Origin of the sequence: Vitreimonas sp. (genome assembly GCF_035627415.1) — a bacterium.
Classification (GTDB): domain Bacteria; phylum Pseudomonadota; class Alphaproteobacteria; order Caulobacterales; family Aquidulcibacteraceae; genus Vitreimonas.
This window is the reverse complement of record NZ_DASPLU010000006.1, coordinates 245497-265795: the sequence shown is the minus strand read 5'-3', so window position 1 is coordinate 265795 and position 20299 is coordinate 245497. Positions and strand designations below refer to the sequence as shown.

Annotated in this window: 30 protein-coding genes; 14 read left to right on the top strand and 16 right to left on the bottom strand. The window is 66.2% G+C overall.

Annotation, left to right across the window (positions count from 1 at the left end; all coding sequences use genetic code 11):
- The first annotated feature begins 17 nt into the window (after positions 1-17).
- Together folE and VEA80_RS04535 are read left to right on the top strand one after the other, a co-directional pair.
- Complete coding sequence (gene folE, locus VEA80_RS04540) at positions 18-656, top strand: GTP cyclohydrolase I FolE (RefSeq protein WP_325059510.1); 639 nt, start codon at positions 18-20, stop codon at positions 654-656.
- A gap of 58 nt (positions 657-714) precedes the next feature.
- The gene (locus VEA80_RS04535) at positions 715-1407 is read left to right on the top strand and encodes an RNA polymerase sigma factor (protein WP_325059509.1); all 693 of its coding nucleotides are present in this window, start codon (positions 715-717) and stop codon (positions 1405-1407) included.
- 1 nt (position 1408) lies between these two features.
- On the opposite strand, the gene VEA80_RS04530 is transcribed toward VEA80_RS04535, so the two are convergent.
- The 3 genes from VEA80_RS04530 to VEA80_RS04520 form a co-directional block, all read right to left on the bottom strand.
- Positions 1409-2293, bottom strand: coding sequence for a hypothetical protein (locus VEA80_RS04530; RefSeq protein WP_325059508.1), 885 nt, complete (start codon positions 2291-2293; stop codon positions 1409-1411).
- 112 nt (positions 2294-2405) lie between these two features.
- Positions 2406-3389: a lipid A deacylase LpxR family protein gene (locus VEA80_RS04525; RefSeq protein ID WP_325059507.1), complete on the bottom strand. Its 984-nt coding sequence runs from the start codon at positions 3387-3389 to the stop codon at positions 2406-2408.
- 23 nt (positions 3390-3412) lie between these two features.
- A complete protein-coding gene (locus tag VEA80_RS04520; RefSeq protein WP_325059506.1) occupies positions 3413-3652 on the bottom strand; it encodes a YdcH family protein in 240 nt (79 codons plus the stop codon).
- 216 nt (positions 3653-3868) lie between these two features.
- Between VEA80_RS04520 and VEA80_RS04515 the strand changes: the two genes are divergently transcribed.
- The 4 genes from VEA80_RS04515 to VEA80_RS04500 all read left to right on the top strand — a co-directional run bounded on the left by VEA80_RS04515 (position 3869) and on the right by VEA80_RS04500 (position 5705).
- On the top strand, positions 3869-4048 hold the full coding sequence (locus VEA80_RS04515; RefSeq protein ID WP_325059505.1) for a YdcH family protein: 180 nt from the start codon (positions 3869-3871) through the stop codon (positions 4046-4048).
- A 120-nt stretch (positions 4049-4168) separates the two neighbouring features.
- Positions 4169-4459: a hypothetical protein gene (locus VEA80_RS04510; protein ID WP_325059504.1), complete on the top strand. Its 291-nt coding sequence runs from the start codon at positions 4169-4171 to the stop codon at positions 4457-4459.
- Positions 4460-4492: 33 nt separating this feature from the next.
- The gene (locus tag VEA80_RS04505; RefSeq protein ID WP_325059503.1) at positions 4493-5329 is read left to right on the top strand and encodes a TIGR02587 family membrane protein; all 837 of its coding nucleotides are present in this window, start codon (positions 4493-4495) and stop codon (positions 5327-5329) included.
- The gene (locus VEA80_RS04500) at positions 5322-5705 is read left to right on the top strand and encodes a hypothetical protein (RefSeq protein ID WP_325059502.1); all 384 of its coding nucleotides are present in this window, start codon (positions 5322-5324) and stop codon (positions 5703-5705) included. The genes VEA80_RS04505 and VEA80_RS04500 overlap by 8 nt, the downstream gene beginning before the upstream one ends.
- 3 nt (positions 5706-5708) lie before the next feature.
- Here the strand turns inward: VEA80_RS04500 and msrB are convergent, their stop codons facing one another.
- Complete coding sequence (gene msrB / locus VEA80_RS04495; protein ID WP_325059501.1) at positions 5709-6230, bottom strand: peptide-methionine (R)-S-oxide reductase MsrB; 522 nt, start codon at positions 6228-6230, stop codon at positions 5709-5711.
- A gap of 90 nt (positions 6231-6320) precedes the next feature.
- Here msrB and msrA point away from each other — a divergent pair, with 90 nt between their 5' ends.
- The gene (gene msrA, locus VEA80_RS04490) at positions 6321-6929 is read left to right on the top strand and encodes a peptide-methionine (S)-S-oxide reductase MsrA (protein WP_325059499.1); all 609 of its coding nucleotides are present in this window, start codon (positions 6321-6323) and stop codon (positions 6927-6929) included.
- Positions 6930-6939: 10 nt separating this feature from the next.
- On the opposite strand, the gene VEA80_RS04485 is transcribed toward msrA, so the two are convergent.
- Positions 6940-7566 carry a cell cycle transcriptional regulator TrcR gene (locus VEA80_RS04485; protein WP_325059498.1) on the bottom strand — a complete coding sequence of 209 codons (627 nt, stop codon included), beginning with the start codon at positions 7564-7566 and terminating at the stop codon, positions 6940-6942.
- Positions 7567-7806: 240 nt separating this feature from the next.
- Between VEA80_RS04485 and VEA80_RS04480 the strand changes: the two genes are divergently transcribed.
- The gene (locus tag VEA80_RS04480) at positions 7807-8319 is read left to right on the top strand and encodes a translation initiation factor 2 (protein WP_325059497.1); all 513 of its coding nucleotides are present in this window, start codon (positions 7807-7809) and stop codon (positions 8317-8319) included.
- Between the two features lie 104 nt (positions 8320-8423).
- Here VEA80_RS04480 and VEA80_RS04475 read toward each other — a convergent pair whose 3' ends face one another.
- Both VEA80_RS04475 and VEA80_RS04470 read right to left on the bottom strand, forming a co-directional pair.
- Entirely contained in the window at positions 8424-8768 is a 345-nt protein-coding gene (locus VEA80_RS04475) for a hypothetical protein (RefSeq protein WP_325059496.1), read from the bottom strand.
- Positions 8769-8782: 14 nt separating this feature from the next.
- A complete protein-coding gene (locus VEA80_RS04470; protein WP_325059495.1) occupies positions 8783-9793 on the bottom strand; it encodes an SDR family oxidoreductase in 1011 nt (336 codons plus the stop codon).
- A gap of 100 nt (positions 9794-9893) precedes the next feature.
- On the opposite strand from VEA80_RS04470, the gene VEA80_RS04465 reads away from it, so the two are divergent.
- Complete coding sequence (locus tag VEA80_RS04465) at positions 9894-10076, top strand: hypothetical protein (protein WP_325059494.1); 183 nt, start codon at positions 9894-9896, stop codon at positions 10074-10076.
- 77 nt (positions 10077-10153) lie between these two features.
- On the opposite strand, the gene VEA80_RS04460 is transcribed toward VEA80_RS04465, so the two are convergent.
- On the bottom strand, positions 10154-11131 hold the full coding sequence (locus tag VEA80_RS04460) for an NAD(P)H-quinone oxidoreductase (RefSeq protein ID WP_325059493.1): 978 nt from the start codon (positions 11129-11131) through the stop codon (positions 10154-10156).
- Positions 11132-11191: 60 nt separating this feature from the next.
- Between VEA80_RS04460 and VEA80_RS04455 the strand changes: the two genes are divergently transcribed.
- Positions 11192-11392 carry a DUF1192 family protein gene (locus tag VEA80_RS04455; RefSeq protein WP_325059492.1) on the top strand — a complete coding sequence of 67 codons (201 nt, stop codon included), beginning with the start codon at positions 11192-11194 and terminating at the stop codon, positions 11390-11392.
- Positions 11393-11474: 82 nt separating this feature from the next.
- A complete protein-coding gene (locus VEA80_RS04450; protein ID WP_325059491.1) occupies positions 11475-11969 on the top strand; it encodes a DUF1465 family protein in 495 nt (164 codons plus the stop codon).
- A 115-nt stretch (positions 11970-12084) separates the two neighbouring features.
- On the opposite strand, the gene rpmE is transcribed toward VEA80_RS04450, so the two are convergent.
- Positions 12085-12318 (bottom strand): 50S ribosomal protein L31, encoded by a 234-nt coding sequence (rpmE, locus tag VEA80_RS04445; RefSeq protein ID WP_325059490.1) that lies wholly within the window; start codon positions 12316-12318, stop codon positions 12085-12087.
- 67 nt (positions 12319-12385) lie between these two features.
- Entirely contained in the window at positions 12386-12550 is a 165-nt protein-coding gene (locus tag VEA80_RS04440) for a hypothetical protein (RefSeq protein ID WP_325059489.1), read from the bottom strand.
- A gap of 87 nt (positions 12551-12637) precedes the next feature.
- On the opposite strand from VEA80_RS04440, the gene VEA80_RS04435 reads away from it, so the two are divergent.
- Complete coding sequence (locus VEA80_RS04435) at positions 12638-13042, top strand: hypothetical protein (protein ID WP_325059488.1); 405 nt, start codon at positions 12638-12640, stop codon at positions 13040-13042.
- Here the strand turns inward: VEA80_RS04435 and VEA80_RS04430 are convergent.
- Positions 13039-14265, bottom strand: a complete 1227-nt coding sequence (locus VEA80_RS04430) for a cation:proton antiporter (protein WP_325059487.1) — start codon at positions 14263-14265, stop codon at positions 13039-13041. The two genes, VEA80_RS04435 and VEA80_RS04430, sit on opposite strands and share 4 nt — an antisense overlap.
- A gap of 138 nt (positions 14266-14403) precedes the next feature.
- Between VEA80_RS04430 and VEA80_RS04425 the strand changes: the two genes are divergently transcribed.
- Entirely contained in the window at positions 14404-14889 is a 486-nt protein-coding gene (locus VEA80_RS04425) for a hypothetical protein (RefSeq protein ID WP_325059486.1), read from the top strand.
- On the opposite strand, the gene VEA80_RS04420 is transcribed toward VEA80_RS04425, so the two are convergent.
- Positions 14881-16215: an AarF/ABC1/UbiB kinase family protein gene (locus VEA80_RS04420; protein WP_325059485.1), complete on the bottom strand. Its 1335-nt coding sequence runs from the start codon at positions 16213-16215 to the stop codon at positions 14881-14883. The two genes, VEA80_RS04425 and VEA80_RS04420, sit on opposite strands and share 9 nt — an antisense overlap.
- A gap of 250 nt (positions 16216-16465) precedes the next feature.
- On the opposite strand from VEA80_RS04420, the gene VEA80_RS04415 reads away from it, so the two are divergent.
- Positions 16466-17959 carry a sigma-54 dependent transcriptional regulator gene (locus tag VEA80_RS04415; protein ID WP_325059484.1) on the top strand — a complete coding sequence of 498 codons (1494 nt, stop codon included), beginning with the start codon at positions 16466-16468 and terminating at the stop codon, positions 17957-17959.
- Positions 17960-17962: 3 nt separating this feature from the next.
- On the opposite strand, the gene VEA80_RS04410 is transcribed toward VEA80_RS04415, so the two are convergent.
- From VEA80_RS04410 to VEA80_RS04395, 4 genes are all read right to left on the bottom strand, one after another.
- Entirely contained in the window at positions 17963-18334 is a 372-nt protein-coding gene (locus VEA80_RS04410; RefSeq protein ID WP_325059483.1) for a hypothetical protein, read from the bottom strand.
- 86 nt (positions 18335-18420) lie between these two features.
- The gene (locus VEA80_RS04405) at positions 18421-18702 is read right to left on the bottom strand and encodes a DUF2312 domain-containing protein (protein WP_325059482.1); all 282 of its coding nucleotides are present in this window, start codon (positions 18700-18702) and stop codon (positions 18421-18423) included.
- Between the two features lie 45 nt (positions 18703-18747).
- Complete coding sequence (locus VEA80_RS04400) at positions 18748-19707, bottom strand: alpha/beta hydrolase (protein WP_325059481.1); 960 nt, start codon at positions 19705-19707, stop codon at positions 18748-18750.
- Positions 19704-20270 (bottom strand): tetratricopeptide repeat protein, encoded by a 567-nt coding sequence (locus VEA80_RS04395; protein ID WP_325059480.1) that lies wholly within the window; start codon positions 20268-20270, stop codon positions 19704-19706. Before VEA80_RS04395 ends, VEA80_RS04400 begins: the two co-directional genes overlap by 4 nt.
- Between the last annotated feature and the right edge of the window lie 29 nt (positions 20271-20299).

Below are 20299 nucleotides of genomic sequence, written 5' to 3'. Positions count from 1 at the left end.
CAGACGCGAGGTGAGACATGCTGGAGACGGTTCATTCCACGTTCGAGAGCGGCGATGCCTACATCGAGGCCTCGCCGCCGGCGCCGCGGCCATCACGCGCGCAGGCCGAAGATGCGGTGCGGACGTTGATCCGCTGGGCCGGCGACAAGCCCGAGCGGGAAGGCCTGCTGCAGACTCCGGCGCGCGTGGTGCGCGCCTACGAAGAGTGGTTCGCCGGCTACGCGGCCGATCCCGCGGCGGTGCTGAGCCGCACGTTCGACGAGGTCGGCGGTTACGAGGACGTTGTCGTGCTGCGCGACATCGAGCTGGAGTCGGTTTGCGAACACCACATGGCGCCGATCCGCGGCGTCGCCCACATCGCCTATCTGCCGGTGCGGCGCGTGGTCGGGATTTCCAAACTGGCGCGGCTCGTCGATGCATTCGCGCGCCGCCTGCAGATCCAGGAACGTCTGACGTCGGAGATCGCCGACGCGCTGGAGAGCTCGCTGCAGCCGCGCGGCGTCGCCGTGGTGGTGGAGGCCCGGCACGAATGCATGTCCTCGCGCGGGGTGCGCAAGCACGGCTCGCTGCTGGTGACGCGCAGCTTCCGTGGCGTCTATCGCGAGCCCGGCCCGCGCGACGAGGTCATGGCGCTGCTGCGCGCTGCGCGCGCGTGAGGCGGATCCCTTTGCCCCGACTGCCGCATCCAATAGGCTTAAGACAACGGAGTTCGAGATGGCCGTTTCCCAAACTGGACTGCGTCCAGACTACGACGCGATGGAGGAGGCGGAGTTGGTGCGCCGCGCGCGAGACGGCGAGCGCGATGCGTTCCGCGCCATCATGCGCCGCGGCAATCAGCGCCTCTTCCGCACCGCGCGCGCGCTCATGCGCGACGAGGCCGAAGCCGAAGATGTGGTGCAGGAGGCCTACGTGCGGGCCTTCACCCATCTCGGCGATTTCCGCGGCGAGTCGAGCATCTTCACCTGGCTTACGCGGATCGCGCTCAACGAAGCCAATGGCCGGCTGCGCCGCCGCAAAGATGTGGTCGACGTCGACGCCATCGAGGCCGCGCAAAATGGCGGCGGGCACGTGATCATGTTTCCCAACGCCGATCCCGCTGCGACGCCGGAGGCCGACGTGGCGCGGGCGCAGGTGCGCCGCTTGATCGAAGCGGAGATCGACGAACTGCCCGAAGCGTTCCGGCTCGTCTTCATCATGCGTGACGTCGAGGAGTGCAGCATCGCCGAGACCGCGGCTTGCCTCGACATTCGCGAGGAGACGGTGAAGACCCGGCTTCATCGCGCGCGGCGCATGCTGCGCGCAGCTCTGAGCGAGCGGCTGGCCGCCACCTTGACCGATGCGTTTCCGTTCCTCGGCGCGCGTTGCGACCGCATTACCGAAACCGTGCTGGCGCGCCTGCCGGAATAGCTTAGCCGGCCGTGAGCAGCTGAAGCGCACAGAGCAGCACGGCCACGAACGCGCCGCCCATGGCGCCCGTCAAGCCGCCATGCAGTGCAGCCAGGGCGATGCGCCGGAGGAAGCCGCCACGCCGTCCTTTTTCGGGGACGGAGAACGCGCTCAACGTGAACCCCTTGGCGGCGCCCTGGACCGCGGCGACGCCAAGCCCGGTCCAAGAGAGGCCGCCGAATAGGGCGCCGACGGCCGCTCCCGATGCGAAGCCGCCGATGGCGCCTAGGCAAAGCGCGAGACCGAGAGCGAAGAAGAGAGCGTAGAGGGCGCTGTCGAACGAGAGCGTGTCGAAGCCGCCGTGACCGCCGGCCGCCGTTACGTGGTCCAACGCCGCCGCATAGGTTTCGGCGGAGGCGAACACGCCCAGCGCCGTCAGAATCGCGCTGACGACATACGCGGTGGCGAGATTGGTCGCGAGCAGGCGCGCGCTGTCGACGACGCCGCCAACCCAAAACTCGCGCGAAGCCACGGTCGAGGCGACCGTGCGCTTGAGGCGCGCGCCGCCAGGCAGCCAGTGCAGGCGCTGCGCCAGTGCGATCGCGAGGCCGGCGGCGACGCCCGCCGCGATCGCCGGAACGACGGCGCCTGCGAGAGCCATGGAGAATGCGGCGTTGAGGGCCCCGCCGGCCACACTGAAAGCGCTGAGCGCGCCCCATGCCGCCGTGATCGGCAAGCCGAAGGCGAAGCCCAGCAGGTTGACGAAGAAATTGCCAGGCGTGATCGCCGCCGCGGCAACGAGCAGAGCGAGCACGGCGAGGCTGGGCGCCAGGACCAGCAGCCTGATCGGCTGCGGCTTCGCATATGTTACTTGCTTGCTCGAGCCGGGCCCGACGATCTGGCTCATGCCACGCCTCGCGAGAGAGCGGAAAGGCTAGCGTTCCCGATGGTCGCCGAGAAGCGGCGCGGCGCACGCGGAGTTTGAATTGCGTACGCGGGGTTACGCCTGCACGGCCGTCCTAGAAGCGCGCGCTCAGCGACAGCGCGCCGAAATCCTGGCGCGTGGGCTGAGTTTCGAACTCTTCGGTGCGCCAGACATAGGTGTAGGCCAAGCGCAGCGAGCCGGCGCTGATCGAGAAGCCCGTCTGCATGTCGAGCACGTACGGATTGCGCTCGACCGAGGCGCTGTCTTCGAACGTATTGCCGTCGAGGAAGAGATTGTGCGCGACGGCGCGGCCTTGCACGCCGGCGAACAGCGACCAGGAGAGATTGCCGCCGCGGAAATGCTCGACGCTGGCGAGTGAAGGCCTGACGCGCGGCGGGCCGTAATCGCTGTCTATGCCCTGACCGACGCGGGCGGCGAGGCCGACGCGCGCTTCGGTGCGCAATGTGCCGAGCGAGGCGCCGGCGCTGGGCGTCAGGTCCGCTTCGAGGCCGCCGAAATAGTCGCCGAACACCCGGAGCGCGCGCCAGCGGCGGTCGAACGAGACGGCGAACGCGACTTCGTCCTCTAGCTGGCTGTCCCAGCCTTGCGGATCGGGCGCGCCGAGCCATTCGTGGATGCCGCGCTGGGCTTCCTCGCCGAGCGCGGAGGGGCCGACGATGCCGAGTTCGAGTTCGTAGGTGTCGAGAAAGCGCGGCGCCCGCCCATCGCGCCGATCCTCTTCGGCCCCGACGGAGATCTGCATGTAGAGCCAGCCCGCGTAGGGATGCTGGTCAGGCGGGGCGGGGACTGCGTTGATGTCTTCCGGCGTGAAGATCGACTGGCCGATGGCGAAGCCCCAGAAGTCCGGATCGGAATTCGAGAGCGCGCGCGTGAAGCCGCCGGCGCCGTCGAGCCAATCGGGCGCGCCTTCCGCGGGCGAGACGTAGCCGAGGCGGATGCCGGAGGTATAGTTGCGGTCGGCGCCGGAGGAGAGGCTGTCGTTCTCCACCGTGAGCGAGAACACGCCCTTGGTGTCGGCGTCCTGCGCGAACGCGGCGCCCGGAAGCGCCGTGAGCATCGCCGCGCCTGTCAGCCACCGCCTCAAGCGATGATGTCGGGCGTCAGCCTGTCTTCGATCCATTGAATCTGGTCCTTGAGCACGAGCTTGCGCTTCTTCAGCCGTGCGAGTTGCAGCGCGTCCCCGGCGCTTTGTTCCTGCAACGCCAGAATGGCGCTGTCGAGCGCGCGATGTTCCTCGCGCAGCTCTCCCAGGCGCACCTTGAGCGCCCGCTTTTCCGGGGTCTCGGTAATGTCGAATTGGTCGTCGTCGCCGGCGCTCATGCGCGCGAATTCCAGGTTCGCCGCGGGCCCCCGCTGGTCCGCGAAAAGGCGAGCTAAGCCATGGCCGAGGGGCGCTGTAAAGGCGCGACTCAGCCGGATTTCGCGGCCGCGAAGACCGCAACTGGGATTATGACTAATTTTGTGTGCGATGTAAGGAGACAACACCCAAAAAGGGGCGCATGCTCGGACTCGCCCAAGCTAAAGGAGGCGCCTTCGATGGCTATCGAGCAGCGGCTACGCGAACTCGACGCCCGGCACCGGGATCTCGACATGATCATCAGAGCTGAGGCCCAGCGGCCTTCCGTCGATATGATGCAGCTCAGCGCGATGAAACGTCAGAAACTGAAGCTCAAAGAAGAAATCGAATACCTCCGACAGGAAATGGATCATCATTAACGACAGGTTCGCTTAGCCGGCGCGAGCGTCGGCTGACGCGCGAAAATCTCAATCTCGCGGCGCGCGAGATTGAGCCTGTGGCGAGCGCGCGCTAGCGTTCCCGCTCTTGCGGGAGCGCGCATGCGGGCTTTGTTTTCTTTCGAGCAGGCGTTGACGCCTGCGGCGATGACGGTCGTGTTCCAGATCGTCTCGAGCGTCATGGCGCTCTTGGCCGTGCTCGGCGCGCTGGCCGTGCTGACCTCGATCAACACGCCGAACTTCTTCGCCGCGCTGATGAGCGCAATAGCCATCCTCGGCGCCGGCGCGGCGCTGATCCTGGTGCTGCGCCTACTGGGCGAAATCTGGATGACCTCGCTCCGGGTGCAGGATCGGCTCGCAGTGCTGGTCGAGCAGGGGAAGGACCGCCGCTAGGGAACTTCGCGCACGTCGTTACCGTTGGCTGGCGTGAACGTCAGCAGCGCCGAGTACGCCCGCGACCTCGGCCGCGCCCTGGTCGGCGCGGTGCTGTTCGCGTTGCCGCTGTTCATGACCATGGAGATGTGGTGGCTCGGCTTCACGGCGGATCGCATGCGGCTGGCGGCGCTGCTGATCGTCACGCTGCCGATGCTGGTGGCGCTGTCTTACTTCGCAGGGTTCGAGCGCGCCTTCGGCATCGTCGATCATGTGCTCGACGCGTTCGCGGCGATCGCCATCGCCGCGGTCGCCGGCGCGATCGTGCTGTTGCTGTTGGGCGTGTTCTCGCCAGGGCAGCCGCTGGACGAGATCGTCGGCAAGATTGCGGCGGTGACCTTTCCCGCCGGCATCGGCGCTCTGCTCGCAGACAAGCAGCTCGGGCGCGAGCAGCATGTCGAGGACAAGGATAGGCGGCTGCAACGCTCCTATTTCGCGCGCCTCTTCCTGATGACAATCGGTGCGTTGTTCGTCGCGCTCAATGTCGCGCCGACGGAGGAGATGATCCTGATCGCCTTTCAGCTCAGCCCTTGGCAGTCGCTGGCGTTGGCGCTCGTCTCGCTCGCGGCGTTGCACGCGCTGCTGTTCTGGACCGAGCTGCCGGGCAACGGCGACTGGCGCGGAGAGGCCGGGTTCTTCTCGGTGCTGATCCGATTCACCTGCGCCGGCTATGCGCTCTGCGCGCTGGCGAGCCTGTTTCTGCTGTGGACGTTCGGACGCACCGATCATGTTAGTTTAGCTGAGCTGACCGAGTTCGTGGTGGTGCTGTCGTTCCCTGCGGTGCTTGGGGCGGGGCTGGCGCATCGCGTTGTGGTTGAACAGCGTGACTGAGCGCAAATCCGCCGAGCAGGCGACGCCGCTGCTGGAATGGCTGGTCGGCGGGGCCGGCGCGCTATTGTTCTGCGCCATGCTCGCGGTGCTCGCCATGAACGCGACGAGCGATCCCAGCAGCCCGCCCAGCGTGGTCGTGGCGGTGGAGCGCGTCGCCAGCGTGAGCGGCGGCTATGTCGTCGAGTTCGTGGCCCGCAATGAGGGCGACACCACAGCGGCGATGGTGGAGATCAGCGGCGAGGCCGGCGGCGAAACCCGCACGGCGACGCTCGACTATTTGCCGCCGCACTCGACGCGCCGCGGCGGCCTCTTCTTCGCGCGCGATCCGCGCGGAAGCGGGCTGACGCTGCGCGCCGAGGGCTATCAGGATCCCTGAGCGCTAGCCGCCGTCGACGATGGCGACATAGCGGCCGTAACCCTGCGCTTCCATTTGGTCGCGCGGGATGAAGCGGATAGCGCAGCTGTTGATGCAGAAGCGTTGGCCGCCCGTGCCGCGCGGGCCGTCGTCGAAGACGTGGCCGAGATGGTGGTCGCCCTCGCGCGAGCGCACTTCGATGCGGCGCATGCCCATGGCGTAATCCTCGCGCAAGACGATGGCGTCGGGATTGATCGGCCGCGTGAAGCTCGGCCAGCCGGAGCCGCTGTCGTACTTGTTGGTGGATGCAAACAGCGCCTCGCCGGTGCGCGCTTCGACATAGATGCCGGGCTCATGGTGGTTCCAGTATTCGTTATCGAACGCGCGCTCGGTGCCGCCACGCTCCATCACCCAGTCGCGCAGGCGCTCAAGCGCGTTGGCCGAGCGTTCACGCGCGGCGGGGGCGTTCTGGTTCTGGGCGTAGGCGTAGACGCCGGCGCCGCCGCCGATAAGGGCGGAAGCGATCAGGGCGGGGACGAGCTTCATGGCGGGCTCCTTGCGGCTTGCCCGGTGATACGGGCGAGGGTCGCCAGCGGTTGCTTGAAACCGTTCACATGATCAGACCGTATAAAAGGCATGCTTCGTCGTTCCATCATCGCCAGCCTCTTGTTCCTGTTCGCCTGCTCGCCGCCGGACACGGCGGCGCAATCACAACGGACGACGCCGCCCTCACGCGCTGGGCTGGAAGAGGCTGTTTTCGCCGGCGGCTGCTTCTGGTGCATGGAGCACGACATGGGCGCGCTGCCGGGCGTCGTCGAAGTGATGAGCGGCTATACCGGCGGGCGCAACGCGAACCCGACCTACGAGAACCATCCTGGCCATTACGAGGCCGTGCGCGTGCGCTACGATCCGAGCGTGATCAGCTATCGCCAGCTGGTTGATCGCTACTGGCTCTTCACCGACCCGACCGACAATGGCGGCCAGTTCTGCGATCGCGGCTCGAGCTACCGGCCGGCGATCTTCGTGACGCCGGAGCAGCGCGCGGATGCGGAAGCGAGCAAACGCGCGGTGATCGAAAGCGGGCGCGTGAACGGTCGTGTGATCACGCCGATCCTGGACCTTGGACGCTTCACCGAAGCGGAGGAATATCACCGCGACTACGCGCGGCGAAATCCCGCGCGCTACGCCGCGTATCGCGCCGCGTGCGGGCGCGATCGCGTGTTGCGGCAGGTGTGGCGGCGTTAGCGGAGCGCGCTCAGCCTTCGCCCTGCTCGTACGTTTCCGGCGGCACGGTTTCTTGCGCGGCTTTCAGCGTCTTCGCTTCTTCCTTGGCGCGGCGGGCGTCCGAGCGGGCTTTGGCGGCGGCCGCTTCGGAGACGACGGCGTCCAGCTCGATCTGGGTGCAGAGGCCGATCGTGACGGGATCGACCGGCTTGATCTGGTTGGAATTCCAGTGCGTGCGGTTGCGCACCTGCTCGATCGTCGCCTTGGTGGTGCCGATCAGTTTGACGATCTTGGAGTCCGGCACTTCCGGGTGGTTCTTCAAGAACCAGGCGATCGCGTCCGGGCGATCCTGGCGGCGGGCGATCGGCGTGTAGCGGGCGCCGCGCTTCTTCACCTGCGGCAGATCGATGCGCTTCTGCTCGAGCGGCTTCAGCTTGTAGGTCTCGTCGGCCTCGCCCTTGGCGATCTCCTCGCGCGAGAGGAAGCCGCCGGCGATCGGATCGACGCCGCGAATGCCCTTGGCGACGTCCTCGTTGGCGATGCCTTGCACTTCAAGCGGGTGCAGGCCGCAGAACTCGGCGATCTGATTGAAGGCGAGCGAGGTGTTTTCGATCAGCCACACGGCGGTGGCCTTGGGCATGAGGACGTTCGAGGTCATGACGGGCTCCAGATATGCAAAAGCGCCCGGCGTCGTCGCCAGGCGCTCAGGCCATCTGGTGCAACGGGCTGACGCATCCGGGCGCGGACGAGGTCAGTTGTGGCGGATATAGCGCGGCGGCGGCTGAAAGAAAACGGGCGCGCAGCCCTAATTGTGCGGCAGCGGGAACTTTTTCCTTGCCAGAAGCGCAGCCCTCGTTTTGGGATGGCGCCGGGGGAGGAACCTACAATGAGATTGGCAATGACGACGCTCGCACTCGTCCTGAGTGCGGCTGCAACTGGTTGTGCGACCATTACGCGTGGCACAGCCCAGGATTTCACCGTGGAATCGACGCCGAGCGGCGCTGCGATCGAAACCAGCAACGGCTTCCAGTGTTCGGCGACGCCATGCACTTTCCGCATGCAGCGGAAGCACGGCTTCACGGTCACTGCGACGCTGGACGGCTATCTGCCGGCGCAGGCGACGGTCCAGAGCGAGTTCTCCACCGCGGGCGGTGCGGGCATGGCCGGCAACGTGCTGATCGGCGGCCTGATCGGCGTCGGCGTCGACGCGACGAGCGGCGCGACCAACGATCTGCGGCCCAATCCGCTGCACCTCGCGCTGACGCCCGTTCCGCCGCCGGCGGAGGCGACCGTGGTCTCGTTGCCAGCGGATGCGGCGGCTACGGCTGACGCTCCCGCGGCTTCGCCCGAGGCCGAAGCGCCGGCGGAGGCCGCGCCTGCGGAAGCCGCGGCGCCAGCGCCGGCGAACTAGGAGACTTTCCGGCGAGTTCGGTCGTAAGCGTCTTCCGGCGCATCAACAGGGGGCCGGCGTTCAGTGCGCCGGCCCTTTTGCTTGCGCGATCATTGAGGACGGGATCAGCCGTGCGCGAGCGGGTGGCGGGGCTGGTAGAGCCCCAATTTGCCGCCGCCGGGGAGGGTGAGCGCGGTGACTAGGCCGTACCCTTGATCTTGGATCGGATCGCAGGCGACGCCGGCGGCCTCGAGGCGCGCGGTTTCGGCTGCGACGTCGTCAGTCATCAAATGAAGCTCGTGCACATCGTTGCGCTCGTGCGGGTGCACGCCAATTTCCGCCGGCGGCAGCGCGAAGATCAACCAGCCATCGCCGGCGTCGACATGGTCGAACTTCAGCACGTCCCGCAGAAAGGCGCGATCGGCCTCGGCGTCCTTGGAATAGAGGATGGCGTGCGCGCCGATGATCATCTCGCTCTCCGCGCTCAGTATCCGCCGATCACCGGCAGGATCTCGCCGGTGATGTAGCTCGACATTTGCGGGCTGGCGAGGAAGACAAAGGCCGGTGCGATTTCTTCCGGCTGGGCCGGGCGTTTCATCTTCGAATGGGCGCCGAATTCCTTCACTTTCTCTGCCGGCTTGTCGGCCGGATTGAGCGGCGTCCAGACCGGGCCGGGGGCGACGGCGTTGACGCGGATGCCTTTCGGGATGAGGTGGCCGGCGAGCGACTTTGTGAAGGCGTGGATACCACCCTTGGTCATCGCATAATCGATCAGATCCTTGTTGCCTTCGATGCCGGTGACGGAGCCGCAATTGACGATCGAACCACCTTCCCGGATGTGCGTCGCCGCGGCTTGGGCCATGTGAAAATAGCCGTAGAGATTGGTCTTCAGCGTCTCATCGAACTGCTCGTCGGTGATTTCTTCGAATTCGACCGTGTGGATCTGGAAGGCGGCGTTGTTGACGAGGATGTCGAGCTGACCGAACTCGTCGACGACGCGCTCGACCGCGTCGAAGCAGAAGTCACGGTCCTTCACATCGCCGTCGATCAGCATGCAGCGGCGGCCTTCCGCTTCGACCGCGCGCTTGGTCTCTTCCGCGTCTTCGTGCTCTTCGAGATAGACGATGGCGATGTCCGCGCCCTCGCGCGCGTAAAGCACCGCGACGGAGCGGCCGATGCCGCTGTCGCCGCCGGTGATCAGCGCCGTCATGCCGTCGAGCTTACCCGACCCCTTGTAGAACGGAGCGTCGTACATCGGCTGCAAATCCAGAACCGCTTCCTTGCCGGGCTTCTGCAGATGCTGCGCCGGCATTGGCGGCTCGGGGTAGCGGCGCGCACCCGCCTGCATTGGCTTCTCTTCGGCGCTCTTGCCGTTTTTCTTGCCCTTGCCGGCGGCTTTCGCGCTCTTGGTAGCCGTCTTCGCATCGACCTGGCGTTGGATCGCGCGCTGTTTCGCGCCGGTCTTCTGCGGCTTTGCGCTGCTCGCTTTCGGCATGAGGCTCTCCCGTGTGCGACATGAACGGAGAGCGCGGCTCCGCGTTCCGGAACATCATGGCGCGCGGGGCGGTTTGTCCTGATTGCAGAGGAGTTCCCCCATGGCTGAACCCCGCCAGCCCGAACCGGCGCCGAGTGCGAAGACCGGCGTCAAATCCGGCCAGACGCGCAGCACGGATGCGACGCGCAAACCCAAACGCCCGATCGAGGAAGAGGACGTGTTCGGCGGCGCCGAGCGCACGAAGAAGAACGAGGACGTGGAGTCGGGCGGGGCTAAGCCTTGAACGAGGGAATAGGGAGTTGGGAATTGGGATTAGGGGTTGCTGCGAACCCAACCCCCTATTCCCAACTCCCAACTCCCCTAAGTAGTCAGCACGATCTTCCCGGCGTGTTCGCCGCTTTGTAGGCGCGCGTGGGCGGATTCGGCTTCGTTCAGGGTGAAAGTTGAGTCGATCACCGGCTTCACTTTGCCAGCCTCGATCCAGGGCCATACGCGCTCTTCCACCGCGCGGGCGATGCGCGCCTTCTCCTCCACGGAGCGAGAGCGCAGCGTCGAGCCCGTAAGCGTGAGACGCTTCAGCATCAGCCGCATCAGGTTGAGTTCGACTTGTGGGCCCTGCAGGAAAGCGATGATCACGCAGCGGCCGTGATCGTTCAGCACGTTGAGGTTTTTCTGCACGTAGGGGCCGCCGACCATGTCGAGCACAACGTCGGCGCCGTCGAGATCGCGCACGATCGGCTCGAAATCCTCGGTGCGATAATTGATGGCGCGGTCGGCGCCGAGCTTGAGACAGAGCTTGCACTTGGCGTCGTCGCCGGCGGTGGCGATGACGCGGCTGCCGTGCGCCTTCGCCATCTGGATCGCCGTCGTGCCGATGCCGGAGGCGCCGCCGTGTACGAGTAGCGTTTCCGCCGGCGAGAGGGCGGCAGTGTCGAACACATTGGCCCACACCGTCATCACGGTTTCCGGCAGCGCCGCCGCTTCGACCAGCGAGAGCCCCGACGGGATCGGCAGCACGGCGCCCTCGTGCGCCAGCGCGAACTCGGCGTAGCCGCCGCCCGCGAGCAGCGCCGCCACCTGCTCGCCGACGTGCCAGCGGGTGACGCCCGAGCCCAGCTCCACGATCTCGCCTGCGACTTCGAGACCGAGCGTCGAGGGCGCGCCGGGCGGCGGCGGATAGTGGCCGGCCCGCTGCGTCAGGTCCGGCCGGTTGACCCCAGCGGCGGCGACGCGGATCAGTACTTCATGCGGGCCGGGCCGGGGAACATCGTCTGTGACAAGAGTGAGCGGCCGATCGGGCGCGTGCGCGACACGTCGCATCGTCTGCGGTTTCAGCACACGCGCCTCCCTTAAACTCCGGGCCGATCCGGGTTATGCTATCCCCAGGAGGTTGGCCCCATGATCGACGACGATCCCTTCGCTGCCGCGGTTCGCAAGCCGCTGTCGCTCGAGGCGCAGCTCGAAAACGCTTCGATCGATGATCTGGAGGATCGCGTCGAACGTCTCAAGGCCGAAATTACGGCTTGCGAAAAAGCCATTCAGGCAAAGCGGGCCCAGCGCGCGGCCGCGGACTCCGTCTTCGGCGCTCGGCCGTCTTAAGCATAGGAACTTCCGCCCCGGGCAGGCGGCCCGCTCTTTGCGATTTCACGGGCCCATGACCGATACGATGCAAGCTTCCCCAATGAGGAGCGGTTTTGACCCGCAGCGGGCGCTGGATTTCGCCCGTAGCGAGCTGTTCGACCGCACCTTCAAAGAAGGCATGGCCATGGTTGAGGAAACCGCGGCCTATCTCGACGGCCCGGGTCGCGCCGCTTCGAAGCGCCTCTCGCGCGCCGCCGCACTGGCCTATGCGGGAGAGAGCATGCGGCTGACGACGCGGCTGATGCAGGTGGCCTCCTGGCTCCTGGTGCAGCGCGCTGTGCGGGATGGCGAGATCCAGATGGCGGAAGCGGCGAGCGAGAAATATCGCCTGATCGCCCGCGATGCGCAGCCGGGCGCGACGTTCGCCGGTTCGGACGACCTGCCCGAAGCGCTCAAATCGCTGATCATCCGTGGCGGCGCGATTTATGAGCGCGTGCGCCGGCTGGACGAGAGCATGTACGAAGGCGGCGCGGCCGAGACGGCGAATCCGGTCTCGGACCAACTCGCCAAGCTGCAGGCGGCGTTCAAGCGCTAAGAGCGCCAGTCGGCAATCGGCTGTCGGCAATTGGAATGCGAAAAGGGCGCTGGACCAACCAGCGCCCTTTGAATTTGCTGCGTCCGGCTGCCGCTTGCCGACTGCCGGGAAGGCCTCAGCCCTCTTTCTTCTTCATGAAGCCGCCGAACTTGTCGTTGAAGCGCGAGACGCGGCCGCCGCGGTCGAGCATCTGCTGGCTGCCGCCGGTCCAGGCCGGGTGGGACTTCGGGTCGATTTCCAGCGCCAGGGTGCCGCCTTCCTCGCCGTAGGTCGAACGGGTCTTGAAGGTGGTGCCGTCGGTCATCTGGACGGTGATGAAATGGTAGTCGGGATGGCCTTCGGACTTCATGACCGGGTTCCTGGGGAAAAATTGAAGCGGCGCTGATAGCGGAAAGCGCCCCCGAGGGCAAGGCGGCTTACTGGGCCTCAAGCGGCCCATGCTCAGGCTGGCGGTGGTGGAGGACGGCCGCCAGCTCGCGGCTATCGAAGCCCTGTCCGCAGTGGGGGCAGGTCTCGAGCGCGTCGAGATCGCCATCCGGCTCCTCGAACAGAACGCGGATGGTTACCGGATCCTCGTCCATCGGGCGTGCTCCCAAGGTCGATGGGAAACCGTGGTCGAGAGAGGCCGGTTCCCGTACACCGTCGCGCGTCGCAGGAGGAGGGCTGCAATGCCGGCTGGTTACGCAGGGACGCCGCTGGCGAAGAAGCTGGGCTTCAAGCCGGGGGCGCCGCTTTGGGTCTCGGGCATGCCAACTGCGGTGAAGGCGGAGCTCGATGCGCAGGTGATGCCGCGCTACCTGGCGCGGCCGACGAAAGCGCTGGCGGCGGCGCACATCTTCCACACCAGGGCGGCCAAGCTTGCGGCGGAGCTGGAGGGCCTGCGCGCCAAGCTCGCGCCCGATGGCGTGATCTGGGTGTCGTGGCCGAAGAAGGCGTCGAAGATGGAGACCGACATCACCGAAGACGTGATCCGCGCCATCGCGCTGCCGCTGGGCTTGGTCGACGTGAAGGTGTGCGCGGTGGACGAAACCTGGTCGGGCTTGAAGCTCGTGATCCGCAAAGCGCTCCGTTAGGCGACGCTTTCGCCCGGCGCCGGTTCGGGCGCGCGCTTCTCGACTGGAATCGGCGGGGCTAGCCGCAGCAGGAACGGGTTCAGAGCGATCGAGATGAGCGCGGCGGCGAGGATCAGATTGTAGGTCTCGCGCGACATCACTTCGAGTTGAAGCCCGAGCCCCGCCAGCACGAACGAGAATTCGCCGATTTGGGCGAGGCCCATCGCCAGCATCACGCTGGCGTGCGGCGGCTGATTCATCCAGCGCATCAGCACGTAAGCGAGCCCGGCTTTGCCGGCGACGACGATGGCGACGATCGCCGCCACCGCCAGCGGCTGGCGTAGCAGCACGCCGGGGTCGAACAGCATGCCGACGGCGACAAAGAACAGCACCGCGAAGGTGTCGCGCAGCGGCAGCGAATCCTCCGCCACCTTGTGACTGAACTTGGTCCCGTTGAGCGCCAGGCCGCCGAGGAAGGCGCCCAGCGCGAAGCTGGCGTCGAACCAGAAATAGGCGGCCCACGCGACGCCCAGCGCCAGCGCCAGCGTGCCGAGCGACAAGAGCTCGCGCGACTTGGTGTGCGCGATCTGGATGATGAGCCAAGGGAAGACGCGCGCGCCAATGACGAGGATCAAAGCGATAAAGCCGGCGATCTTGGCGAAGGTGACGCCGAGCGCGCCGGCGATGAGCCACGGCGAGAGGCTCGCGCCTTGCGCCGACATCGCCCAGACGAGCGCCGGCAGCACGACGATCGCAAGGACGATCAGCAGATCTTCGATCAGCAGCCAGGACACACCGATGCGGCCGGTCTCGGTCTTCAGCAGCTTGCGGTCCTCCAGCGCGCGCAGGAAGACGATGGTGCTGGCGATGGAAAGCGAGACGCCGAGGATAAGACTCTCGAGCCAGGGCAGGCCGAGCGCGACCCCGCCGCCAAAGCCGAGCGCGCCCGAAGCGATCGTGTGCACGACCGAGCCCGGCACGGCCACCCAGCGCACCGACCAGATGTCGTCGACCGAGATTTTGAGGCCGACGCCGAACATCAGCAGGATCACGCCGATCTCGGAGAGCTGCAGCGCGAGTTCGACATTGCCGGTGAAGCCCGGCGTGTACGGGCCGACGAAAAGTCCCGCGAGCAGGTAGCCGACGATGGGGGAGAGGCGGAAGCGCTGGGCGATCATGCCGAGGACGAACGCCAGCACGATCGCGCCCACGAGGGTCGTGATCAGTGCGTATTTTGCTTCCACGTCGCTGCGCCCTCCTGTGAGCCATAACGCACATCGAAGCGCGTTCGCGCAAGGCGAGCGGCGATTTCCGGAACAACAAAAGTCGCAAGTCGTTCTTGTGCCCGAACAGGGATCGCGCTTCGGCGCGGGCTGAGGACGATGGCTCACGAAACGATCTTGCCGCTGCAGCGCGTGGAGCCGCCGGCGCGCCCGCCGCGCGCCAATTTTTTGCGTTCGGAACGATTGGTCTTTCTGGTCGGAGCCGCTGGGCTCGGCGGCTTGATCGGCTTCGTCATGGCGGTGGCCATGGGCCGTCAGGACATGTGGAGCCAGCTGCTTGCGGGCGCTCCCGTGCTGGCGCTGGCCTTGTTGCTAGCGTGCGCGACCTTCGTCGAGGCCCAAAGGCGCGCGGCCTACGGCTGCAGCGTGATGGCGGCGGCGCACGGGATGTCGTTGATCGCCTGGCCGCTGTTCATTCCGCTGCCAGCCGCGTTCTGGGTCGCGCCCGCGCTCGCGCTCGGCAGCGTCGCACTGCTGGCCTCATGCTGGAACGGCTCGTCGTCCGTCATTTATCGCGCTGGCGCGCAGGCCTCGCTGGTTGCGGCGCTGGCGGCGTATCAGGGCGTGCTAATCGTCCTAGGCTAGGCCGACCTGCCGCAACGCCTCCGCCTGACGCTGCGCCAGCGCGTCGGGGGTGAAGCCCTCGACGCTTTCTGCGAACATGCGGCCGAAGTTCAGCTCCGCGTGCAGGTGCAGGAAGGCGGCGCCGAGGCCGATGGCGGCGCGGTCCATGAACACGAATTCGCGCGGAATGAGGACGGGGCCGAGCGTCTTCAAGCGCTTGCGCACCTCGAACGCTTCGCGCCGGCCGTACATGGAGGGCGGCACGTCGTCGGCGATGGTGCGGACGCGATCGTCGAGCAGCGGGCCGTAGATGAAGCGCGCCCACATCGTCAGCGCGTCGATCAGCTCGGCGTTCAGATTCTTGAAGCCCCAGATCTCATAGGAGTGGGCGACTTGATCCATGTCCTCGGCTTTGAGACCGCGCCATAGGCCGACCACGCCTTCTAGGAAGCGCGATGGGAAGATGCGAACGCAGCCGAAATCGAGCAGATGCAGCCGTTCGGCGTTGTCGGTGAGGGCGTAATTGCCGAGATGGGGGTCGCCATGGATGACGCCATAATGCGTCATCGGTCCCCACCAAGCCTTGAACAGCAGCTCGGCGATGCGGTTGCGGACCTCCTGTGGCTCTTCGAGCCAATGCATCAGGCCGCGGCCTTCGAGCCAGGTCATGGTGAGCAGGCGCTTGGAGGAAAGCTCTTCCAGCGGCTCGGGCGTTCGGATGCGCGGCTCGTCCGCCAGCATCAGCGCGAACAGTCGCATGTGCTTCAGCTCGCGATCGTATTGCAGCTCTTCACGCAGCCGTTCGCCGACTTCTTCGATCGCTTCGGTGCTGTCGATGGTCTTGTCCATCGACTTGAACAGATTGAGCAGGGTCTTGAGCTGGCTCAAGTCGGCTTCGACTGCGCTCGCCATGTCGGGATATTGCAGCTTGCAGGCGAGGGCGCGCGCGTCGTGGGCGACGGCGCGGTGCACTTGGCCCAACGACGCCGCAGCGGCGGCGTCGCGTTCGAACGAAGCGAACTTGGTTTCCCAGTTCTCGCCGAGTTCGGCGCGCATGCGCCGCTGCACGAATGGCCAGCCCATAGGCGGGGCGTGCGCCTGCAGTTTGCGGAATTCTTCGGCGTAGGCTTCGGGCAGAAGGTCCGGGATGGTCGAAAGCAGCTGCGCCACTTTCATCAGCGGGCCTTTGCTTTGCCCTAGCGCCTTGCGCAGCGCGCGCGCCAGCGCCGCCTGATCCGCGCCGGTCACGCGCGCGGCGACGGCGCCCGACATGTTCGCGCCAACTTTCGCCACGCGCCCGATGCGTGCGGTAATACGGTTGCGCTCGGGGTCCTTCGCTTCGCTCATGGCGAGTGGCGAATAGCGAATAGCGAATAGGGACGACCCGACCCTACGCGACCGATTAAACCCCTATTCGCCATTCGCTATTCGCCACTCGCTTCTTGGTGAACACCGCGTTCATCTAAGGCCTACGAAGGCTTACGAAAATCGCGCCTGAGTGTGCCATTTTAACGCGACCTGAACATCTCGTGGTTATGGTCCCGCCAACGATCAGCGTTTCCGTCAGAGAAACGCGGCGAAAAACGGTGGGTATGACATGGGTAAGACGATCCTGATCGTCGATGACGATCCGGCGCAGCGCCGTCTGTTGCAGGCGGCTGTGGAGCGCAACGGTTTCCTGACACGCGCGGCCGAGAACGGCCAACAGGCGGTGGAGGCGGTCGATAAGCACGCCGACATTGACATCGTTTTGCTCGATCTCGTCATGCCCGGCATGAGCGGCCAGGAGGCGCTCAAGGAAATCCGTATGCGCCGCGGCGATCTGCCGTGCATCGTGCTGACCGCCTCGGGCGGCATCGACACGGTGGTGCAGGCGATGCAGACCGGCGCGACGGACTTTTTCGTCAAGCCTGCCTCGCCGGAACGGATCATGGTGTCGATCCGCAACGCACTCGAAATGTCGAACCTCAAAACCGAAGTCGTGCGCATGAAGAAGCGCGCCTCGGGCCAGATGGGATTCGACGACATGGTCGCCAATGCGCCGGTGATGGGGCCGGTGGTGCGCATGGGCAAGCGCGCGGCGGCGTCGAACATTCCGGTGCTGATCACCGGCGAGAGCGGCGTCGGCAAGGAATTGCTGGCGCGCGCGATCCAGGGCGCGAGTGAGCGCGCGGGCCGTCCGTTCGTGACGGTCAATTGCGGCGCGATCCCTGAGAACCTGGTCGAGAGCATTCTGTTCGGTCACGTGAAGGGCAGCTTCACCGGCGCGACCGACAATCACGCGGGCAAGTTCGTCGAAGCGCACGGCGGCACGCTGTTCCTCGATGAGGTCGGCGAACTGCCGCTCGACATGCAGGTGAAACTGCTGCGCGTGCTGCAGGAAGGCGAAGTCGACCCGGTCGGCGGCAAGCGCCCGGTGAAGGTCGATGTGCGGATCATCAGCGCCACCAACAAGGATTTGGCGAAGCTGGTCGCCGACAACGCGTTCCGTGAAGATTTGTATTATCGCCTCAACGTTTTCCCGATCGAAGCGCCGCCGCTGCGCGAGCGGAAGGAAGACCTGGGTTCGCTAGTGCAGCGCTTCATCGCCCGCTTCAACGCCGAAGAAGGCCGCAATGTGCGCGGCGCCTCCGCTGCGACGATGCAGATGCTGCTCGACTATGACTGGCCGGGCAACGTCCGCCAGCTCGAGAACAGCGTCTTCCGCGCCGTAATCCTGTGCGAAGGCGACCTCCTGCAGCCGGAAGACTTCCCGCAAATCTGGGGCGGCAAGCCGCTGACGGCGGCGAACGATGCGCTGCCGGTCGAAGTGTCGCCGCCGGCCAACGATCATCACGTCACCGCCGCGCACGCTGCGTTCACGCAAGCTGTGGCGGAAGCCGCTGCGACGCCGACGCCGCCTGTCGCTGTGTTCGACGGCGAAGGTCACCTGCGCCAGCTCGAACAAATCGAGCGCGACCTGATCGAACTCGCGATCGATCACTATGCCGGGCACATGAGTGAAGTGGCCCGGCGCCTCGGCATCGGCCGGTCGACGCTCTATCGCAAGCTGCGCGAATACGGACTGGAAGAGCGCGCGGCGGCTGGCTGAGCGCTATTCATCGTCCGACCGATTGGGCCGCTGGCGTTGCTTCCAACCCAGCGGCTTTTTCGTCGTCAGGCCTTTGCGCGGCTTTCCGCGCGCCTTGGCGGCGATTTCCTTGAGCTTCACGGTTTGCAGCGCCGAGAGGGCGTCTTCCTTGCGGCCTTTGCTGAGGTCGGCGAACGCGGAGCCGTATTTCTCCAGCCGTTGATCGACTTCGGTGAGAAACTCGTTCTCCCACGACGAATAATCGACCTTGCCTTCGCCCGGCTTCATTTCGCCGGTCTCGGGATCGATCGTCTCCGGCGCGCTGCCTTTGGCGGCGAGCTTGCGGATGATCCGCAGCGCCTTGCGCGTCTGCTTGCGATCAATCTCGCGGGGCATTGTAGGGACTAGGTTCTAGGGACTGGGCGCTAGGGGCGCAATCGCAGCCGCTGCGATCCTAGTCCCGAGCACCGAGTCCCTAGCCCCTAAATCTCGCCCAGCGCGTGCAGATAAAGCTCGCGGATCTGGTCCTGCTCCTCCCGCTCTTGGCGGTCCTGCTTGCGGATGCGGATCACTTGGCGCAGCACTTTGCTGTCGAAGCCGACCGCTTTCGCTTCGGCGTAGCTTTCCTTGATGTCGTCCGAGATCGACTTCTTTTCTTCCTCGAGCCGCTCGATGCGCGCCACGAGCTGGCGCAGTTTTTCCTGCGCGGTTTGCGTCAGCGATTGCGTCGCGACGACCGTATCCGTCCCACCAAAATCCGGCATGGCGCCCACCCTCAATCGTTTCGAGAATCGAATCGTTGAGAAAGGTTAGCCTTCGGCCGGCGCTGCCGTCAGCTCGTTGACACGCCGAATCGCGGCGATGACTAAGTCTGTCCTCAGGCGGTGCGGCATATGCCCGGCGTCGGGCGCGATCACCAGTTCAGCGGCGGGTAGATCGGCGGCGAGGGCGCGGGCGTGGCGCTTCGGCGAGACGATGCGGTCCTTCTCCGCGGTGATGATGACCGTAGGTGTGAGCAAGTCGCCGTAGCGCGGCTGCTGCGCGCCGAACTCCACGTTGCTGGCGCAGACATCGAGCGCGCTGGCCTTGAACGCCGCCGGGCGGAAGATCAGCGGCACGGCGGCTTCGTCGAGGTAATTCACAGGCACCGGCTGCGGCCAGAAATTGTTGGCGACAGCGGCGGCGCTGCGCATGGGCCCAAGCCACGGAATGAGCAGCGTGAAGAGATCGCCGATCAGCGGCGTGGATGCGAGGCGCGCCCACCAGGCCGGTTTGCCGGGATAGGGATGGCTCGCGGGCGCGACGAGCACGAGGCCGATGACGAGGTGCGGATGATCGAGCGCGAGCCGTAGCGCCACCGCAGAACCGAGCGAGTGCGCGACGACGAGCGCGGGCCCGCCGGTCTGCTTCAGCACTTCCGCAGCGACGAGCGCTTGCGAGGCCATAGTGTGCGCGCTGCGGCGCGGGCGCGTCGAATGGCCCATCCCGGGGCGATCGTAGGCGACGACGCGGTGGATCGGCGAAAACTCCTCCGCCAACGGTCCCCACAATTCGATCAGGTTCGAACTCGCGCCATGGATCAGCAGCAGGCGCGGGCCGTGCTCAGGGCCAACTTCGCGCACATGAATGCGCGCGCCTTCCGCCTCGACGAAGCGGCCGCGTGCGGGAAAGCGCGCTTCGGCTTTGCGGGTGTAGGCGCCTGCATTCGCTGCAAGCGCAATCACTGCAAGCGCCGCCGCGAGCGCGGCGGCGGCGAGCCAGAAGATCATGCGTCGCGGCCGTCGACGCGCGGCTCCAGCCGGCGCACGCCTTCGAGCGCGACTTCGTAGTGCGGATGCACGACGAGCGCGGCGCGGAAGGCTTCGAGTGCGGCGCGGTGCTGGCCCAGCTCTTCGTAGATGAGCCCCAACCCCGCCATGGCGCCGAAATGGCGCGGCTCACGCTTCAGTGTTTCTTGGATGGCCTCGATCGCGCCGGCATAATCCTCGGCGCCGTAAGCGATGTTGGCCCGCAGCCGCCACGGTTCGGCGTAGTCGGGCGCGAGCGCACTAGCCTGATCGAGGAAGCCTTCGGCCATTTCTGCGTCGCCTTCGGCGGCGGCGGCGGTGGCGCGCTCGATCAGCACGTTGACGGTTGGCGAGCCGGAGTCGGACCATTTCGCCATAATCGCCTGCTGGATCGGCGCGGCGGTTTCGGCGTCCGGCGCCTGTTCGAGCTGGACGAACAACCGATCGAGCTCGGGATCGTGGCGCGCGGCGCGCTCGTTCGCGCCGCAGGCGGCGAGCGCCAACGCTGCGGCGGCGGCAAGGATGAGACGGCGCATCGCGATCATGAACCGCGTCAGGTTTAACTGATTTTCAC